The sequence below is a fragment of the Pseudomonas sp. genome, assembly GCF_050739655.1.
Lineage (GTDB): Bacteria > Pseudomonadota > Gammaproteobacteria > Pseudomonadales > Pseudomonadaceae > Aquipseudomonas.
In genome coordinates this window covers 1-17,494 of the sequence record NZ_JBOIBY010000062.1, presented here as the reverse complement: position 1 = coordinate 17,494, position 17,494 = coordinate 1, and the positions used below count along the sequence as shown (strand labels likewise).

The window sequence follows — 17,494 nt, the reverse complement described above, 5'->3', positions numbered from 1 at the left end:
GTTCGACACCGCTGGCTGGGTGATGCCGACAATCTGCCCGGCACGGGTCAGGTTGGCGTCGGTATAGATCGCGTCGAAGACGATGAAAAGGTTGAGATAGACCTTGCTCAGATTCATTACGCGGCTCTCTTATTGTGTGGGCGGGCTGACCGTGACGATCAGTCGATCATATATCGGTGATGAATGTTTATACACGCCGAGAATAGGCTAGGTAAATTTTCATGGCTGTTCTAGCATCGATTGCATGACCTAAACAACCTCCCGCAAGAAGGTAGCTGCCCATGGATTTCGCTTATTCGCCCAAGGTGCAAGAACTGCGTGAGCGCGTGACCGCGTTCATGGACACCTATGTCTATCCCGCCGAAGCGGTATTCGAGCGTCAGGTCGCCGAGGGCGACCGCTGGCAGCCGACCGCGATCATGGAAGAACTCAAACTCAAGGCCAAGGCTGAAGGTCTGTGGAATTTGTTTCTGCCTGAGTCTGAGCTGGGTGCCGGCCTGACCAACCTCGAATACGCGCCATTGGCGGAAATCATGGGCCGTTCGCTGCTGGGGCCAGAGCCTTTCAACTGCTCGGCGCCAGATACCGGCAACATGGAAGTGTTGGTGCGTTATGCCAACGAAGAGCAAAAACAGCGCTGGCTCGAACCGCTGCTGCGCGGCGAGATTCGCTCGGCGTTCGCCATGACCGAACCGGACGTCGCATCCTCCGACGCCACCAACATGGCCGCCCGCGCCGAGCGCCAAGGTGACGAGTGGGTGATCAACGGCAAGAAATGGTGGACGTCTGGCGCTTGCGACCCACGCTGCAAGATCCTGATCTTCATGGGCTTGAGCAATCCCGATGCACCGCGTCACGCCCAGCACTCGATGATCCTGGTGCCAGTCGATACCCCCGGCGTGAAGATCCTGCGCCCGCTGCCGGTGTTCGGTTACGACGACGCGCCCCACGGTCACGCTGAAGTGCTGTTCGATAACGTTCGGGTGCCGTACGAAAACGTGCTGCTGGGTGAAGGACGCGGTTTCGAAATCGCTCAAGGTCGCCTTGGCCCGGGTCGGATTCACCACTGCATGCGTTCGATCGGCATGGCTGAACGTGCGCTGGAACTGATGTGCAAGCGCTCGGTGGAGCGTACGGCGTTCGGCAAGCCCTTGGCTCGTCTGGGTGGCAACGTCGACAAGATCGCCGACTCGCGGATGGAAATCGACATGGCACGCCTGCTGACGTTGAAAGCGGCGTACATGATGGACACTGTCGGTAACAAGATCGCCCGGAGCGAAATCGCGCAGATCAAGGTCGTCGCACCGAACGTGGCATTGCGCGTGATCGACCGCGCCATCCAGATTCATGGCGGGGCAGGGGTTTCCAATGATTTCCCACTGGCCTACATGTACGCGATGCAGCGCACGCTGCGCCTGGCCGACGGCCCGGACGAAGTGCACCGCGCGGCGATCGGCAAATTCGAGATCGGCAAGTATGTGCCCAAAGAGATGATGCGTAGCGGGCAGTAAACAAACTCTGCGATAGATCGTTCCCACGCTCTGCGTGGGAATGCCTCAACGGACGCTCCGCGTTCGGCTTTGAATTGGGACGCGGAGCGTCCCAGGCTGCATTCCCACGCAGAGCGTGGGAACGATCAAAGCGTGGGAACGATCAACATCAGGCTCAATACACCCAAACCTCAACCCGCCGATTCTTGATCCTTCCTTCATCCGCACTATTGGCCGCTACCGGCATCTCGGCGCCAAAGCCGCGTATCTCGCGAAATACCACGCCGCTCTTCACCAGCTCCCGCCGTACCGCCATGGCGCGCAGCTTCGACAACAGGTCCGCGCGCGCCGGGTCGCTCTTGGCATCGCCAAACCCCACCAGCGTCACCTGCCGATCTGTCTTGTCATGCTGCTTTATATAGTCGAGCACTCGAAACAGGTCTTGCTGCGCCTTGTTGTCCAAGGTGGCGCTGCCTTCTTCGAAGCGAAAGTTCACCGACAAGCGTTGGGCGTGGCGGCTGAGTGCCTGATAACCCTCGGGCATCAGCGCATTCGGGGTGACGGCCATGGCCTGGACGGTCTGGGCGATAAAACCGCTGGTGGCGACAATCGCCTGGCCTTCGCTGCTTTGGGCAAAAGCCACCAGGGCCTTGGCCCAGGGGTTATTCCCGGCAGGCGGCAGGTAAAAGAACAGTCGGCGAGACAAGGGGTAGTCTTCCGTGGCAATCAGGCTGTTGAGCGGCAGCATGGCCTGTGACTGACCATCGACAATGGCCACCGCTTTGGACTGGCGCACGTAGGGCAGACCGATGAAGCCGATGCCTTGTGGATCGGCACTGACCGCATCGGACAATTGTTCGCTGGACTCGAACCGTTTTGCGTTGCTGCTCAGGCTTTTGCCTCGATCGCTGAGGACCAACTCCTTGAAGGTATCGTAGGTGCCGGACTGATCATCGCGCGCATAAAGATGAATCCCTCCGCCACTGCCGCCGACTTCTTCCCAGGTTTTGACTTCACCGCTGAAAATCCGCGCCAGCTGCACGGTATCGAGTTGGTTCAGCGGGTTTTGTGGATGAAGAATGATTGCCAGGCCATCGATGGCGATGACTTGTTCGGCGCCAGGGCTTTTCAGGTCGCCCAAAGATTGCAGGCTCACCAGTTCGCGGTCCTTGATCGGACGCGAAGAGGCGGCGAGGTCGGCGCTGCCGGTTTTCAGTGCACTGAAGCCGGTGCTGGAACCATGGGCCGCCAGCTCCACCTCGACCCGGCGTCCCTGCGCGGTTTCACCGACGATGCGCAGTTCATTGGCCGTGTCGGGGGTTTCGCTGTGTACCTTGATGAGCCCTTGTTGGCGCATCAAGCCTTCGACCAGCGCCGGTCCCAATGCCGCGCCGATGGTGTTGGAGCCGTGGATGCGCAACGCCGGGCCCTGTTCGGGTGTCGGCAAACCACCGGCCGAGGCCATCAGCGGCAGCCAGTTGCAGAGCATCAACAGGAACAACCCGCGCAGCGTCATGCCGGCACCCTTTTAGACAAAGAAAGTGCCGGGAGAATAAGTCAGTAACATTGCTGAAAAATGACAGTTTGCATTGCCTGAGCAACTGTCACACCGATGCCTCTATGGACACTCCGCGTTCGGCTATTGAATGGAACGCGGAGCGTCCCAGGCTGCATTCCCACGCGGAGCGTGGGAACGATCATATGTGAGCTTGATATCAGCTCAATTCAAGCCAGATCGGCGCATGGTCCGAAGGTTTTTCCATGCCGCGCAATTCATAGTCGACGCCGGCCGCCTTGACCCTCGGCAACAGGCCGTGGGAAGCGAGGATCACGTCGATACGCAGCCCGCGCTTGGGCTCGTCTTCAAAACCACGGCTACGGTAGTCGAACCAACTGAAGACGTCAGCCACTTCCGGGTTCAGGTGGCGGAAGCTGTCAGTCAGGCCCCAGTTTTTCAGGCGGCCCATCCATTCGCGTTCTTCCGGCAGGAAACTGCATTTGCCGGTTTTCAGCCAGCGCTTCATGTTGTCCGGGCCGATGCCAATGTCGCAGTCTTCCGGGGAAATATTCACATCGCCCATGACCACCAGCGGTTGCTCATTCTTGAACTGGCTTTCCAGCAGTTGCTGCAAATCGGAGTAGAAACGCTGCTTGGCCGGGAATTTGGTCGGGTGGTCGCGGCTTTCACCTTGTGGGAAGTAACCGTTCATGATCGTCACCGGCACGCCATTGGCATCGGCGAACGTGCCCCAGATGAAGCGTCGTTGCGCATCTTCTTCATCGGTGGCAAAACCCTTGTGCAGGGCCAGTGGTTCCTGGCGGGAAAGCAGGGCGACGCCGTAGTGACCCTTTTGCCCGTGGAAATACACGTGGTAGCCCAGGGCCCTGACCTCATCGAGTGGGAACTGGTCATCGTGGACCTTGGTTTCCTGCAACCCGATCACATCGGGCTGGTGCTTTTCAATCAGCGCCGCCAGCTGATGGGGACGGGCGCGCAGCCCGTTGATGTTGAAGGAGACAATCTTCATGGTCGGCAGTCCTGGCAAAAGGGCGATGCTAGCTGACATGTAGGAATGGGGCCAGTGTGGGGGAAGGGATTTACCGTGTGCTATCAGATCAGCGTTGGTAGTTCCTGCCTCATCGCTGGCAAGCCAGCTCCCACAGGTTTCGTGACGTGCACTAATTTTGGGGGCAACAAAACCCACTGTGGGAGCGGCGGTGCGACGATTCGACTTGCCCGCGAAGAGGCCGGTATGGGTTCCCATAAAGAATGAGTCTGGTCTATACCTGTGGTGGAACTGTGTCGTCACCCAAAGGCTCGTACCAATAAGAGCGCAGCCCCCTTTGAGCTGTGCCGGGGAGATCAACCGTCATGCCCGAAACCTCCACCTCTATTGCCGCTATTCATATGCTCGACAGCGGCTATTCCCGCGAAGCGCGTTCGCTGCTCTATCAGGCGTACCGGCACTCGCCAACATTCAGTTACCTGTTCGAAGCCGAACGCCTCGGCTATGAACAGCGGGTACGCGCCACCGTGCGGGAGTTGGTCACCCAGCACTTTCTGCAGGACCTGCCGGCCATCGGCCTGCTGGTCAACGACCGCTTGATCGGCATCGCCCTGATCGCGCCCCCACAACGCCGCCTGGGGATCACCGAAAGTTGGGCCTGGCGCCTGCGCATGGTGCTCAGCACCGGGTTTCGCTGCACGCGGCGCTATCTCGAATATCACGATGCGGTTGCGGCGTGCTCGCCTTCTGATTCGGTGCATGTCTTGCCGTTGCTGGGGATTCATCCGCAGTTCCAGGGCAAGCATTTTGGTGAACAACTGCTGCAAGCCGTGCATAACTGGTGCGCGGTAGATGAAACCTCTCAAGGTGTGGTCCTCGACACAGGCGATCCGCGTTATCTGGAGTTCTACAAACGTCAGGGCTACGAGGAAATTGGCGAGGTGGCCATAGGGCCGATTCGTGAGCATGTGTTTTTTCACCCCAATCCTCAGGTGGTCCAAAGCGCGACGGCCTGAGTGGCGAACTTTTGCGGTGCGCCACGTTCTATCACCCTCCCATGCTCGTGATAGCATCCGCGCCTATGAAGTTTCCAGGAAGAATTACCAGTGGCGTGCTCCTGCTGATCAGCAGCTGCGCGGCACTGGCCCAAAGTGAATTGGATGTGCGGATCAAACCGTCCAACGATGAACTCAAAGCCAATATAGAGGGCTATATCGGCAGCCTCGGCGATCGTGACGAGCAAGCGTTGTTGCGCTTCAGTCGGGGTGCCGAAGAGCAGGCGCGCAAGGCCGCGCAGGCGTTGGGCTACTACCAGCCACAAATCGAAAGCGACGTGAAGGGCGGCGATAAACCGCGCCTGATACTCAACATCGACCCCGGCGAACCCGTGCATTTGCGCAGCGTCACCATCCGCATCGACGGCCCGGCGGCCTCCCTCAAATCCTTTCGCGTCCCCAAAAACCATGCGCTGCAAACCGGAGCGGTGCTCAATCATGGGCAGTACGATGACGCCAAGCGCCTGATCCAGAATCAGGCCTCGCGTTTTGGCTTCTTCAGCGGCCACTTCACCCGTTCGAAACTCTCGGTGGACCCGCGGGCCGGCGTGGCCGATATCGAGTTGATCTACAACAGCGGCCCTCGCTACTCAATGGGCAAGGTCAATTTTGAAGGCGACACACCATTCGATGAAGACCTCCTGCAACGCATGGTGCCATTCAAGGCCGGTACGCCGTACGACTCCGAGCTGATTGCCGAGCTCAATCAGGCGCTGCAATCGAGCGGTTACTTCGAAGGCGTAAGGGTCGACGCGGCGCCGACAGCGTCCAAGGACGATGTGATCCCGGTGGACGTCAAACTGGAAACCCGCAAGCCGCGAACCATGGGCCTGGGTTTGGGTTATTCCACCGACGTCGGCCCTCGGATCAAGGCCAACTGGACACGGCACTGGGTCAACCCGCAGGGTCACAGCTATGGCTGGGAAACCGAAGTTTCGGCGCCACGGCAAAACGTCGGCGTGTTCTATGACATTCCGCTGGCCCCGCCGCTGACCGACAAACTGCGCTTCGCCGGCGGCTATCAGAACGAAGAAATTGCTGACAAGGACAGCCTCAGCAAGTTGCTGACCCTGGGTCCCGAGTGGCACAGCAAGTTGCCCAGTGGCTGGCAGCGGGTGGTTTCGCTCAAGTGGCAACGTGAGGAGTACCGGCTCGGCGATGACGAGGGGCTCAGTACCTTGCTGTTGCCCGGCGTGAGCTACACCTACCTGAAAAGTGACAACCGCATCGACCCGCACAACGGCTACCGCCTGGCGTTCGAAACCAAGGTGGCCAAGGAAGGTTTGGGCTCGGACAACAATCTGGTGTACGGCTCGGCGCTGGTCAAAGGCCTGACCACGGTGTTCGACAGGCACCGTTTGCTCGGTCGGGTGCAGGTCGGCGGCAGTGCCACTAATGGCTTTAAATCGGTACCGCCGTCCCTGCGCTTCTTCGCCGGTGGTGACCAGAGCGTGCGCGGCTACGACTATCAGAGCCTGTCCCCGGAAAACAATGAAGGCGACCGCATCGGCGGCCGGTACATGCTGACGGCCAGTGCCGAATACCAGTACTCCGTTGCCGAAAAGTGGCGCGTCGCAACCTTCGTCGACCAGGGCAATTCCTTCAATACACTCGAACTGCCGAACCTGAAGACCGGGGTCGGTATCGGCGTACGCTGGGTTTCGCCGGTGGGGCCGATCCGCCTCGACCTGGCCCACGCGCTGGACGACGATGGCGGTATTCGATTGCACTTTTCCATGGGGCCTGAGCTGTGAAACCTGTTTTTGTAAAGCGCGGGTTGAAAGTAACGCTGCTGGCGATTTTTGCCCTGCTGTTGCTGATCGCCGTGACGCTAACCAGTGTGTTGGGAACGGCGACGGGCAGTCGTTGGGCGCTGGGGTTTGTGCCGGGCCTGACCCTCGACAATTTTCAGGGCCGCCTTGGCGGACAGTGGAGCGCTGACCATCTGTTGTGGCAGCAGGGCAGCGGCCGGGTCGAACTCAATAAAGTGATTTTCGCCTGGTCGCCGCAGTGCCTGACGCGCATGACCTTGTGCATCGAACAACTGAAGGCCGATCAGGTCAGCCTGCAATTTCCCCCAAGCAACGACGAGCCCGACAGCGGGCCGATCAGCCTTCCGGACTTGAAGCTACCCGTCGCCCTGGAACTGGGCGACATCCAGGTCGGCAGCCTGATGTTCAACGGCAGCGAACAGCTCAAGGGTCTGCAACTGGCGGCGCACTGGACGGCCAGCGGCTTGCAGATCGACTCGGTGAAGTTGCAGCGCGATGAGTTGAGTCTGAATCTCTCCGGCCTGTTGCAACCGACCGGCAACTGGCCGCTCAAGGCGCAAGGCAATCTGACCTTGCCGGCGCCAGGAGCAGACCCGTGGACGCTGGCCTTGAAGGTCGATGGCGACTTGCTGAAAACCCTGAACCTGACAGCCGACAGCAGTGGCTACCTCAACGGGCAATTGACCGGCGAGCTGCAACCGCTGGTGGAAAACCTGCCAGCCAAGGTGCGCATCACCGCAGATGGCTTCAAGCCCGATGCCGAGCTGCCGGATACCCTGCAATTCAATCAACTGTTGCTCACCGGTGAAGGCGACCTGAAAAGCGGTTACCAGTTGCTGGGCAACGCGACATTGCCCGCCGAGCAAGGTCCGGTCGCGTTGGCGCTGCAAGGCAAGGTCGACGCCAATGGCGCGCAGATCTCCGCGCTGGACCTGACCGCCAGCGACAAACAAAGCCTCAAGCTCACCGGGCAACTGGACTGGAGCAAGGGTTTCAGTGCCGAGGCGAAAGTCGATTGGCTGGATTTCCCCTGGCACCGCCTCTATCCGGTGATCGATGAACCGCAAGTCACCTTGCGTGCCTTCAAGGGCGAAGTGTCCTACACCGACGGCAAGTACCTCGGTCACTTCGACGCCGCGGCGGACGGCCCGGCTGGCGCGTTCACCCTGACCAGCCCGTTCGCCGGCGACCTGACGAAGATCTATCTGCAACAGATTCAGCTCACCGCAGGGCAGGGCAAGGCCGAAGGGCACCTGAACCTGCAATTCGCCGATGGCATTGCCTGGGACACCGCGTTGGACCTGTCGGCGATCAACCCGGCCTATTGGGTGGCGGAACTGCCGGGCATCCTCGCCGGACCGTTGCGCAGCAAAGGCGAATTCAAGAATGAACAACTGAGCCTGAACGCCGACCTGGATCTGAAGGGCAAACTGCGTGGCCAGCCAGCAATCCTGCAAGCCAAGGCCGACGGCGCCGGTGAACAATGGAATCTCAATGCCCTGCAAATCCGCCTTGGCGATAACAGCATCAATGGCAAGGGCAGCCTGCAACAGAAACTCGCCGGGCAGATCGACATCAAGTTGCTGCGCCTGGCCCAGCTCTGGCCGCAGTTGCGTGGCCAGATCAACGGCCGGCTCGATGTCGCCGGTACGCTCAAGGCGCCACAAGGCAAGCTTGGCCTGCAAGGTACGCAATTGGCCTTCCAGGACAATCGCCTGCAAAGCCTGAACCTCGATGCGACCCTCGACAGCGCGCAACGGGCGAAAATCGACCTCAAGGGCAGTGGCATCCAGGCGGGCGATACGTCATTGGGAACACTGACCGCCAGCGGCCAAGGCGACATCAAGAACCAGAAACTCAACCTGGACCTGCAAGGGCCGAGGCTGAAAGTGGCTCTTGGCCTGGACGGTGCGCTGGACAAAGGCAACTGGCGCGGACGCCTGGCCAGTGGCGATATCCAGGCCGGCGGCCAGGACTGGAAGCTGCAAGGCCCGGCAAAACTGGAACGCCTGGCGGACGGCAAAATCAACTTCGGCGCCCATTGCTGGGCGTCCGGTCCGGCAAGTTTGTGTGGCGAAGACCAACGCTTGATGCCGGAACCGAAGCTGCGCTACCACCTCAAGCAATTCCCGATCGAAAGCCTCGCTCAGTGGTTGCCGAAGGATTTTGCCTGGCAGGGCCGGCTTAATGCTGACGTACAACTGGATCTGCCGGCCAGCGGCCCGAATGGCGTGATCAGCATCGATGCCAGCGGCGGCACGTTGCGCGTTCGTGATAAGGACCAGTGGCTGGATTTCCCGTACCAGGCCCTCAAGCTCAACAGCAAACTCACGCCCAAGCTCATCGACACCAACCTCAACTTCGTCGGCGGCAAGCTCGGCGAACTGATGGTACAGGCGCAGATCAACCCGTTAGCGAAGAACAAGCCGTTGACCGGGTCGTTCCGCTTGAGTGGTCTGGATCTGTCGGTGGCCCGGCCGTTCGTGCCGATGGTCGAGAAAATCACCGGTCGCCTGAATGGCAGCGGCACGATTTCCGGTGGCCTGCTGGCGCCGTTGGTCAACGGCAGTCTGCAGATCAGTGACGGTGAAGTGTCGGGTCCTGAGTTGCCGATGGAACTGCAAAACTTGCATCTTCAAGCGCTCATTTCCGGGGAGACCGTGCAACTCGATGGCGGCTGGAAGAGCGGCAAGACCGGGCAGGGCAGCTTGAACGGCGACATCGCCTGGGGCCAGGCATTGGTGGTGGATCTGGCGCTCAAGGGCTCGCAACTGCCGGTCAGTGTCGAACCCTACGCCAAGGTCGAAGTGGCCCCGGACCTGAAAATTTCGATGAAGGGCGATGAACTGGCCATCGTGGGCAAAGTGCATGTGCCCAAAGGCGACATCACCATCCGCGAGTTACCACCCTCGACGGTCAAGGTGTCCGATGACACGGTGATCGTCGGCCAACAAACCGAAGAAGGCAAACCACCGCTGGCCATGAAGATGGACATCGATGTGGTGGTCGGCGAAGACAAACTCAGCTTTGCCGGTTTTGGCCTGACCGCGAATGTGCAGGGCCATGTGCACATTGGCGACAACATGGACACCCGGGGCGAGCTGTGGCTCAACGACGGGCGGTATCGCGCCTATGGCCAGCGCCTGTCAGTGCGTCGGGCACGATTGCTGTTCGCAGGTCCTATCGACCAGCCCTATCTGGACATCGAAGCCATCCGCCAGACCGACGACGTGATCGCCGGCATCCGCTTGAGTGGCAGTGCGGAGCAGCCAGCCACGCAAATTTTCTCCGAGCCAGCCATGAGCCAGGAGCAGGCATTGTCTTACCTGGTGCTCGGGCGCCCTCTGAGCAGCAACGGCGAGGACAACAACATGCTCGCCCAGGCGGCACTCGGTTTAGGCCTGATGGGTAGCTCCGGGGTGACGGGTAGCCTGGCGAAAAACCTGGGTATCGAGGATTTCCAGCTCGACACCCAGGGCAGCGGCACCGCCACCAGCGTGGTAGCCAGCGGCAACCTCTCGGAGAAGCTCAGCCTGCGCTATGGCGTCGGTGTGTTCGAACCGGCCAACACCATTGCCTTGCGCTACAAACTGAGCAAAAAGGTCTACCTCGAAGCCGCCGGCGGCGTGGCCAGTTCGCTGGACATCTTCTACAAGCGGGATTTTTAGCCCTTTCAACATCAAAAGATCGCAGCTTTCGGCAGCTCCTACAGGTGTACACAAAACCCTGTAGGAGCTGCCGAAGGCTGCGATCTTTTTGCATTTAACCCACCCCGCTGGTCAACTATTTAGCAAGCAACCTAACTATTGCGTTGACATTGACTGCCTAGGCAGTAATATCTCGACATACATTCACTGCCTAGGCAGTTATTAGGTGAGCAAATGAAGCATTTCACCCCAGACGAATTCAAGAATTGCCATCTCGGCCTGTTGCTTGGCCGCGCGGCGTTGTTGAAAGACCGGATCATCGACACCCACATGGAACCCCACGGCATCACTGCCGCACAGTTCAAAGTGCTGATCATCGTGGCCCAGTTCGGCGTCGACTCACCGGGCGAGCTGTGCCGGCACCTGTCCCTGGACAGCGGTTCGATGACGCGCATGCTCGATCGTCTGGAGCAGAAAGGTTTCCTCGCTCGCCAACGCTCCGAGGCGGATCGCCGGCAGGTTCGGCTCGTGCTGACCGAAGAGGGTCAGGCCTTGGCCGACCGCCTGCCGCATATCGGCGCAGAGGCGATGAACGAACTGGCCGGCGCCATTACGCCGGATGAACTGAAAACCCTGGAACAGATCCTGAAGAAAATCCTGGTGGCAGCCGGTGACTCGATCACCCTGTTGCGGGTAGGTGGTAACGATGAACAGTAAAATCCTGCGCACCGGTTTGAGCCTGGTGCTGTTGGCCATGAGCGTGGCCGGTTGCGCCAGTTACAGCGGCCTGACCACCGAAGGCGTGAGCCTCGCTGCGAAAAACCTCAAGGCCGGGCAATCGCTCAGCGGTGTGAAGCTATCGCCGGCGGCCTGGCCGAAAAGCGACTGGTGGAAAAGCCTCGGCGATCCGCAGCTCGACGGCCTGATCCGCGAAGCTTTGCACGACAGCCCCGACATGCAGATCGCCGACGCCCGCGCCCATCAGGCCAGCGCCGCCGCCTACGCTGCCGATGCCGCACGCATGCCGACGCTGGATGCCAGCGCCGGCGTCAGCCGTTCGCGTCTGGCCCGTGACCAGGACCCGCTGGGGCAGGGCGATAACTACGCCACCGTGCGTAACATCGGTGCCAGTTTCAATTACAACTTCGACCTCTGGGGCGGTCAGCGTGATGCCTGGGAAGCTGCACTGGGCCAGGCCCGTGCCGCGGAAGTCGATCAGCAGGCCGCGCAGTTGACCTTGTCCGCCGATGTGGCCCGCGCCTACAGCGATCTGGGGCAGGCGCACATCGTCCATGACCTGGCGGCCGAAGACCTCAAGCGCACCAAACAAATGCTCGACCTGGGCCAGCGCCGCCTGAGCTCCGGCATCGACAGCCAGTATCAGTTCCAGCAAACCGAAAGCCTGGCAGCCACCTCCGAAGCCAATCTGATCGACGCTGAAAAGCGCCTGCAAAGCGCCAAGATCGCCTTGGCGGTGCTGCTCGGCAAAGGCCCGGATCGCGGCAATGAAATTGCCCGGCCGAACATTCTCAAGCCGAGCGCCGTCGCATTGCCGTCGGTATTGCCGGCTGAACTGCTCGGGCGTCGTCCGGACCTGGTGGCCGCGCGCTGGCGGGTCGAGGCGGCGAGCAAGAACATCGACGCCGGCAAGACCCAGTTCTATCCAAACTTGAACCTCAGCGCTGCTGCTGGTGCCGAATCGTTATTGGGCGATGCGATGTTTGGTTCGGCGAGTCGCTTCTTCAACATCGCACCGACGATTTCCGTGCCGATTTTCGATGGTGGCCGCCTGCGCGCCGACCTCGACTCTCGCGACGCCGACTATGACCTCGCGGTGGCGCAATACAACAAAAGCCTGGTGAAAGCCCTGGGGGATGTCAGTGACAGCATCAACCAGTTGCGTGATATCGGCCGGCAAATCGCTGCCCAGCAGCACGCCACCGACATTGCCCAGGATTCCTACAACACGGTGGTCCAGCGCTACGGTTCCGGTATCGGTAACTACCTGGACGTGCTCAGCATCGAGCAGCAATTGCTTCAGGCCCAGCGTCAGTTGGCCAACCTGAATGCCGAGCAGATCGACCTGTCGATCCAACTGATGCAGGCGCTGGGCGGCGGTTACCAGTCTGAGGCCATTGCCTCGGCTGACACCCACCCAGCCACGCTGACTCAATAATTCAAGGTACTGGTCATGGCCACTGTCGATTCAACTCAAACCCCGGAAGTTACCCCAGCCAATCCCAAGCAGGGCAAGCGCAAGCTCATGTTGCTGGCGCTTGCCGTGGTGGTCGCACTCAGCGGCGCGGGCGTCTGGACTTATCACGAACTTTACGGGCGCTGGAGCGAAAGCACCGATGACGCCTATGTGAACGGCAACGTGGTGGAAATCACCCCGCTGGTCACTGGCACGGTGGTGAGCATCGGTGCCGACGATGGCGATCTGGTCCAGGAAGGTCAGGTGCTGGTGAATTTCGACCCTAACGACGCCGAAGTCGGCTTGCAAAGCGCCCAGGCCAATCTGGCTCGCACGGTGCGTCAGGTGCGCGGTTTGTACAGCGACGTCGACGGCATGAAAGCCCAGGTCAACGCCCAGCAGGCCGAAGTGCAGAAAGCCCAGGACAACTACAGCCGCCGCAAGAACCTCGCCGTTGGCGGGGCCATTTCCCAGGAAGAGTTGTCCCACGCCCGCGACGACCTGACCTCCGCGCAAAATGCCCTGGCCAATGCACAACAGAGGCTTAAGACCACCAGCGCACTGGTCGATGACACCGTGGTTTCCTCCCACCCGGACGTCATGGCAGCCGCCGCGCAGTTGCGTCAGGCCTACCTGAACAATGCCCGCAGCACCCTGATCGCGCCGGTCACTGGTTACGTGGCCAAGCGCACCGTGCAACTCGGTCAGCGTGTGCAGCCGGGCGAAGCGCTGATGGCGGTGATCCCACTGGATCAACTGTGGATCGACGCCAACTTCAAGGAAACCCAGCTGCGCGACATGCGCATCGGCCAACCGGTAGAGATCGAAACTGACCTCTACGGCAGCAGCGTGAAATACAGCGGCACCATCGACAGCCTTGGCGCCGGTACTGGTAGTGCGTTTGCCTTGCTGCCCGCGCAGAACGCCACCGGTAACTGGATCAAGATCGTGCAGCGGGTGCCAGTGCGCATTCACGTGAATGCCCAAGAGCTGGCCAAACACCCGTTGCGGGTCGGTCTGTCGACCATGGTCGATGTCGATCTGCATGATCAGAGCGGCCCGGTGCTGGCACAGCAGCCTCCGCAAAAGGCCACGTTCAGCACCACGATCTATGACCGCCAGTTGGCCGAGGCGGATGCCATGATCACGCAGCTGATCCACGACAACAGCGCGGCGGTCAGCAAGACTGCCCATCGCTGATCACCCGCGACCCCGTGGGAGCTGGCCTGCCAGCGATAGCGGAGTGTCAGCCACCATCAATGCTGAAAGTGATGGCCTCATCGCTAGCAGGCTAGCTCCCACAGTGGTCGGTGGTGGACACAAGATTTGTGGGTACCCACGGTCCCTTGTGGGAGCTAGCCTGCTAGCGATAGCGGACTGACATACAACATAAATGTCGACTGAACCGATGCCATCGCTAGCAGGCTCTCACTGGGTTAGCTGCGTGTGTAACGGACGCCAGGTTTCAAAGGATTCGCGATGAGCAATAACGCATCTTTCACGCCACCCAGCCTGGTGCTCAGCACCATCGGCCTGTCGCTGGCGACCTTCATGCAAGTGCTCGACACCACCATCGCCAACGTGGCGTTGCCGACGATTTCCGGCAACCTCGGTGTGAGCGCGGAGCAGGGCACCTGGGTGATCACCTCGTTTGCGGTGAGCAACGCCATCGCCTTGCCTTTGACCGGTTGGCTCAGCCGGCGTTTCGGTGAAGTGAAGCTGTTTATCTGGGCGACACTGCTGTTCGTGCTCGCATCGTTCCTGTGCGGGATTGCGACCTCGATGCCGGAGCTTGTGGGCTTTCGGGTGCTACAAGGGGTGGTGGCCGGGCCTTTGTACCCGATGACCCAAACCCTGTTGATTGCGGTCTACCCCCCGGCGAAACGGGGGATGGCGCTCGCGTTACTGGCGATGGTCACGGTGGTGGCACCGATTGCCGGGCCGATCCTCGGTGGCTGGATTACCGACAGTTACAGCTGGCCGTGGATTTTCTTCATCAACGTACCGATCGGTTTGTTCGCCGCCTGGGTGGTGACCCAGCAGATGAAGAAACGCCCGGTGGTCACCAGTCGCCAACCGATGGACTACGTCGGCCTGATCGCCTTGATCATCGGCGTCGGCGCGTTGCAGATCGTCCTCGACAAAGGCAACGACGCCGACTGGTTCGAATCGAGCTTCATCATTATCGGATCGGTGATTTCCATGGTGGCGCTGGCGTTTTTCGTGATCTGGGAAATGACCGACGAACACCCGGTGGTCAACCTGCGGCTGTTCGCCCACCGTAACTTCCGTTACGGCACCATCGTGTTGATCCTCGGTTACGCCGGTTTCTTTGGCATCAACCTGATCCTGCCGCAATGGCTGCAGACGCGATTGGGGTACACCGCGACCTGGGCCGGCTTCGCCGTGGCGCCGTTGGGCATCCTGCCGGTGTTGCTGTCACCTTTCGTCGGTAAATACGCGCCGCGTTTCGACATGCGGGTGCTGGCGGGCGGCGCGTTCCTGGCCATCGGCCTGAGCTGTTTCATGCGCGCCGGGTTCACCAATGAGGTGGACTTCCAGCACATCGCCATGGTGCAGCTGTTCATGGGTATTGGCGTGGCGCTGTTCTTCATGCCGACCCTGACCATCCTGCTGTCGGACTTGCCACCCCACCAGATCGCCGACGGTTCGGGGCTGGCGACTTTCCTGCGGACATTGGGCGGTAGCTTCGCGGCGTCGCTGACCACCTGGATCTGGATCCGTCGCGCGGACCAGCATCATGCGTATCTGACCGAAAGCATCACCCAGTACGATCCGGCGACCCGCGAGACACTCACGCACCTGGGCGGGGCAGGCGCCAAGGCTTATACACAGCTGGAACAGATGGTCGTCAGCCAGGCGTACATCATGTCCACGGTGGACTATTTCACCCTGTTGGGCTGGATGTTCATGGGGTTGATTCTGATCGTGTGGCTGGCCAAACCGCCGTTTACGGCCAAGGCCGGGCCTGCTGCCTCAGGACACTAAGGCAACACATAACCTGTGGGAGCGGGCTTGCCCGCGATGGCGGCGTAACATCCAACATAGATGTGCTGATCGTTCCCACGCTCTGCGTGGGAATGCCTCAACGGACGCTCCGCGTTCGGCTTTTGATTTTGGGACGCGGAGCGTCCCGGGCTGCATTCCCACGCAGAGCGTGGGAACGATCAATCACAGGGTTTTGTGTATGGCTGTTAGTTTGTAGGCGCGGCTAATTGCGCTGGCGGGGCGAAGTCGAAGGGGGCGAGGGCAAAGCCGCTCTCGTCGACCTGCAACGCCCAGCCCTGCTTGTCCCAATCTCCCAACACAATGCGCCGTGCGGCTTGATCACCGATCTGCAACTTGTGAATCGCCGGGCGATGGGTATGCCCGTGAATCAGGGTTTTCACCCCGTATTGCTGCATGATTCGCGGAATTTCTTCCGGCGTGACATCGACAATGTCATTAGCCTTCATCCGCGTCTGCGCACGGCTTTCACTGCGCAGCTTGCGCGCCAGCTTGTACCGGGTTCGCAGCGGCAGGTGTCGCAGGATGAACAGGGTGATGGGGTTGCGCAGGTAGCGACGCAGCTTCATATAGGCTTCGTCGCGGGTGCAGAGGCTGTCGCCGTGCATCAACAGCACCGGCTCGCCATTGAACGGCACGACACTTGGATCTTTCAGCAAGGTACAACCGGCCTGTTTGCAGAAGGCCTGGCCGAGCATGAAGTCGCGATTGCCGTGCATCAGGAATATGGCCGTGCCGCTGTCGCTGAGATCGCGCAGGGCCTGGCAGATGGAACGCTGGAAAGGGGTCATGGCGTCATCGCCAATCCACGCCTCGAAAAAGTCGCCCAGAATGTACAACGCACTCGCCGAGCGGGCGCGTCCGGCGAGCAAATCCAGAAACGCCCGGGTAATGTCCGGGCGCTCCTCTTCCAGATGCAAGTCTGAAATCAGCAATATCACTCAATGATCTCGGCTTTCTCGATGATCACGTCGTCTGCCGGTACGTCCTGGTGGCCGGCCTTGGAAGTGGTGGCCACGCCTTTGATCTTGTCGACAACGTCGGTGCCAGCGGTCACTTTACCGAATACCGCGTAGCCCCAGCCTTGAACGTTCTTGCCGCTGTGGTTCAGGAAGCTGTTGTCAGCCACGTTGATGAAGAACTGGGCGGAAGCCGAATGCGGCTCCATGGTGCGGGCCATGGCGACAGTGTACTTCTCGTTGGAAAGACCGTTGTCAGCTTCGTTCTGGATGCTTGGGCGCTTGTCTTTCTTTTCTTTCATGCCTGGCTCGAAACCGCCGCCCTGGATCATGAAGTTACCGATGACGCGGTGGAAAACGGTGTTTTCGTAGTGACCGGCTTTAACGTATTCGACGAAGTTGGCCACGGTGATCGGGGCTTTGTCGGCGTTCAGTTCCAGAACGATGTCGCCAAAGTTGGTAGTCAGTTTGACTTGGGTCATGATCGGTACTCTTTCTAGGGAATTCGTGGGTGTTGGGACATTCTGGCCCTTCACCGGTTCAGCCTGTTTCGGCCAAGGTGCGCAGTTTAGCGTGACAGGCGCGAATTTCGAGGCTGTTTTTCATTTAAGGCCTATTAAATACGACCGTTTGCAGGTGCGCTCTGTCAGGCGCTTGACAGCATCGGCTATGATAGCGGCTTTGTTTTGTCCGGCCTTCATTAACGGCCACGCACTTGTACGTTCAAGGATCCTATGAGCAAGCCCACTGTCGACCCTACCTCGAATGCCAAGACCGGCCCTGCCGTGCCGGTCAACTTCCTGCGGCCGATCATCCAGGCAGACCTGGACTCGGGCAAGCACA

12 protein-coding genes and 1 pseudogene are annotated in these 17,494 nt (G+C 60.1%); 8 read left to right on the top strand and 5 right to left on the bottom strand.

The window, feature by feature from the left end; genetic code table 11:
- Nucleotides 1-117 (bottom strand): annotated as a pseudogene (locus ACRESJ_RS03475) (LysR family transcriptional regulator); the annotation flags it as partial.
- A 164-nt stretch (nt 118-281) separates the two neighbouring features.
- Here ACRESJ_RS03475 and ACRESJ_RS03470 point away from each other — a divergent pair.
- On the top strand, nt 282-1,511 hold the full coding sequence (locus ACRESJ_RS03470; RefSeq protein WP_431756654.1) for an acyl-CoA dehydrogenase: 1,230 nt from the start codon (nt 282-284) through the stop codon (nt 1,509-1,511).
- A 154-nt stretch (nt 1,512-1,665) separates the two neighbouring features.
- On the opposite strand, the gene ACRESJ_RS03465 is transcribed toward ACRESJ_RS03470, so the two are convergent.
- Together ACRESJ_RS03465 and xthA are read right to left on the bottom strand one after the other, a co-directional pair.
- Nucleotides 1,666-3,006, bottom strand: a complete 1,341-nt coding sequence (locus ACRESJ_RS03465; RefSeq protein ID WP_431756653.1) for a substrate-binding domain-containing protein — start codon at nt 3,004-3,006, stop codon at nt 1,666-1,668.
- A gap of 199 nt (nt 3,007-3,205) precedes the next feature.
- Nucleotides 3,206-4,018, bottom strand: a complete 813-nt coding sequence (gene xthA / locus ACRESJ_RS03460; RefSeq protein ID WP_431756652.1) for an exodeoxyribonuclease III — start codon at nt 4,016-4,018, stop codon at nt 3,206-3,208.
- Nucleotides 4,019-4,362: 344 nt separating this feature from the next.
- Between xthA and ACRESJ_RS03455 the strand changes: the two genes are divergently transcribed.
- The 7 genes from ACRESJ_RS03455 (at nt 4,363) to ACRESJ_RS03425 (ending at nt 15,674) form a co-directional block, all read left to right on the top strand.
- Complete coding sequence (locus ACRESJ_RS03455) at nt 4,363-5,013, top strand: GNAT family N-acetyltransferase (RefSeq protein ID WP_431756651.1); 651 nt, start codon at nt 4,363-4,365, stop codon at nt 5,011-5,013.
- A 65-nt stretch (nt 5,014-5,078) separates the two neighbouring features.
- Nucleotides 5,079-6,806 (top strand): autotransporter assembly complex protein TamA, encoded by a 1,728-nt coding sequence (locus tag ACRESJ_RS03450; RefSeq protein ID WP_431756650.1) that lies wholly within the window; start codon nt 5,079-5,081, stop codon nt 6,804-6,806.
- Nucleotides 6,803-10,492 (top strand): translocation/assembly module TamB domain-containing protein, encoded by a 3,690-nt coding sequence (locus ACRESJ_RS03445; protein ID WP_431756649.1) that lies wholly within the window; start codon nt 6,803-6,805, stop codon nt 10,490-10,492. Before ACRESJ_RS03450 ends, ACRESJ_RS03445 begins: the two co-directional genes overlap by 4 nt.
- Before the next feature lie 213 nt (nt 10,493-10,705).
- Entirely contained in the window at nt 10,706-11,188 is a 483-nt protein-coding gene (locus ACRESJ_RS03440; protein ID WP_431756648.1) for a MarR family winged helix-turn-helix transcriptional regulator, read from the top strand.
- Nucleotides 11,178-12,647: an efflux transporter outer membrane subunit gene (locus tag ACRESJ_RS03435; RefSeq protein ID WP_431756647.1), complete on the top strand. Its 1,470-nt coding sequence runs from the start codon at nt 11,178-11,180 to the stop codon at nt 12,645-12,647. The genes ACRESJ_RS03440 and ACRESJ_RS03435 overlap by 11 nt, the downstream gene beginning before the upstream one ends.
- Nucleotides 12,648-12,662: 15 nt before the next feature.
- On the top strand, nt 12,663-13,865 hold the full coding sequence (locus tag ACRESJ_RS03430) for an HlyD family efflux transporter periplasmic adaptor subunit (protein WP_431756646.1): 1,203 nt from the start codon (nt 12,663-12,665) through the stop codon (nt 13,863-13,865).
- Nucleotides 13,866-14,144: 279 nt separating this feature from the next.
- Nucleotides 14,145-15,674 carry a DHA2 family efflux MFS transporter permease subunit gene (locus ACRESJ_RS03425; RefSeq protein ID WP_431756645.1) on the top strand — a complete coding sequence of 510 codons (1,530 nt, stop codon included), beginning with the start codon at nt 14,145-14,147 and terminating at the stop codon, nt 15,672-15,674.
- A 206-nt stretch (nt 15,675-15,880) separates the two neighbouring features.
- Here ACRESJ_RS03425 and lpxH read toward each other — a convergent pair whose 3' ends face one another.
- Nucleotides 15,881-16,633 carry a UDP-2,3-diacylglucosamine diphosphatase gene (gene lpxH / locus ACRESJ_RS03420; RefSeq protein ID WP_431756644.1) on the bottom strand — a complete coding sequence of 251 codons (753 nt, stop codon included), beginning with the start codon at nt 16,631-16,633 and terminating at the stop codon, nt 15,881-15,883.
- Nucleotides 16,630-17,133, bottom strand: a complete 504-nt coding sequence (locus ACRESJ_RS03415; RefSeq protein WP_431756643.1) for a peptidylprolyl isomerase — start codon at nt 17,131-17,133, stop codon at nt 16,630-16,632. Before ACRESJ_RS03415 ends, lpxH begins: the two co-directional genes overlap by 4 nt.
- Between the last annotated feature and the right edge of the window lie 361 nt (nt 17,134-17,494).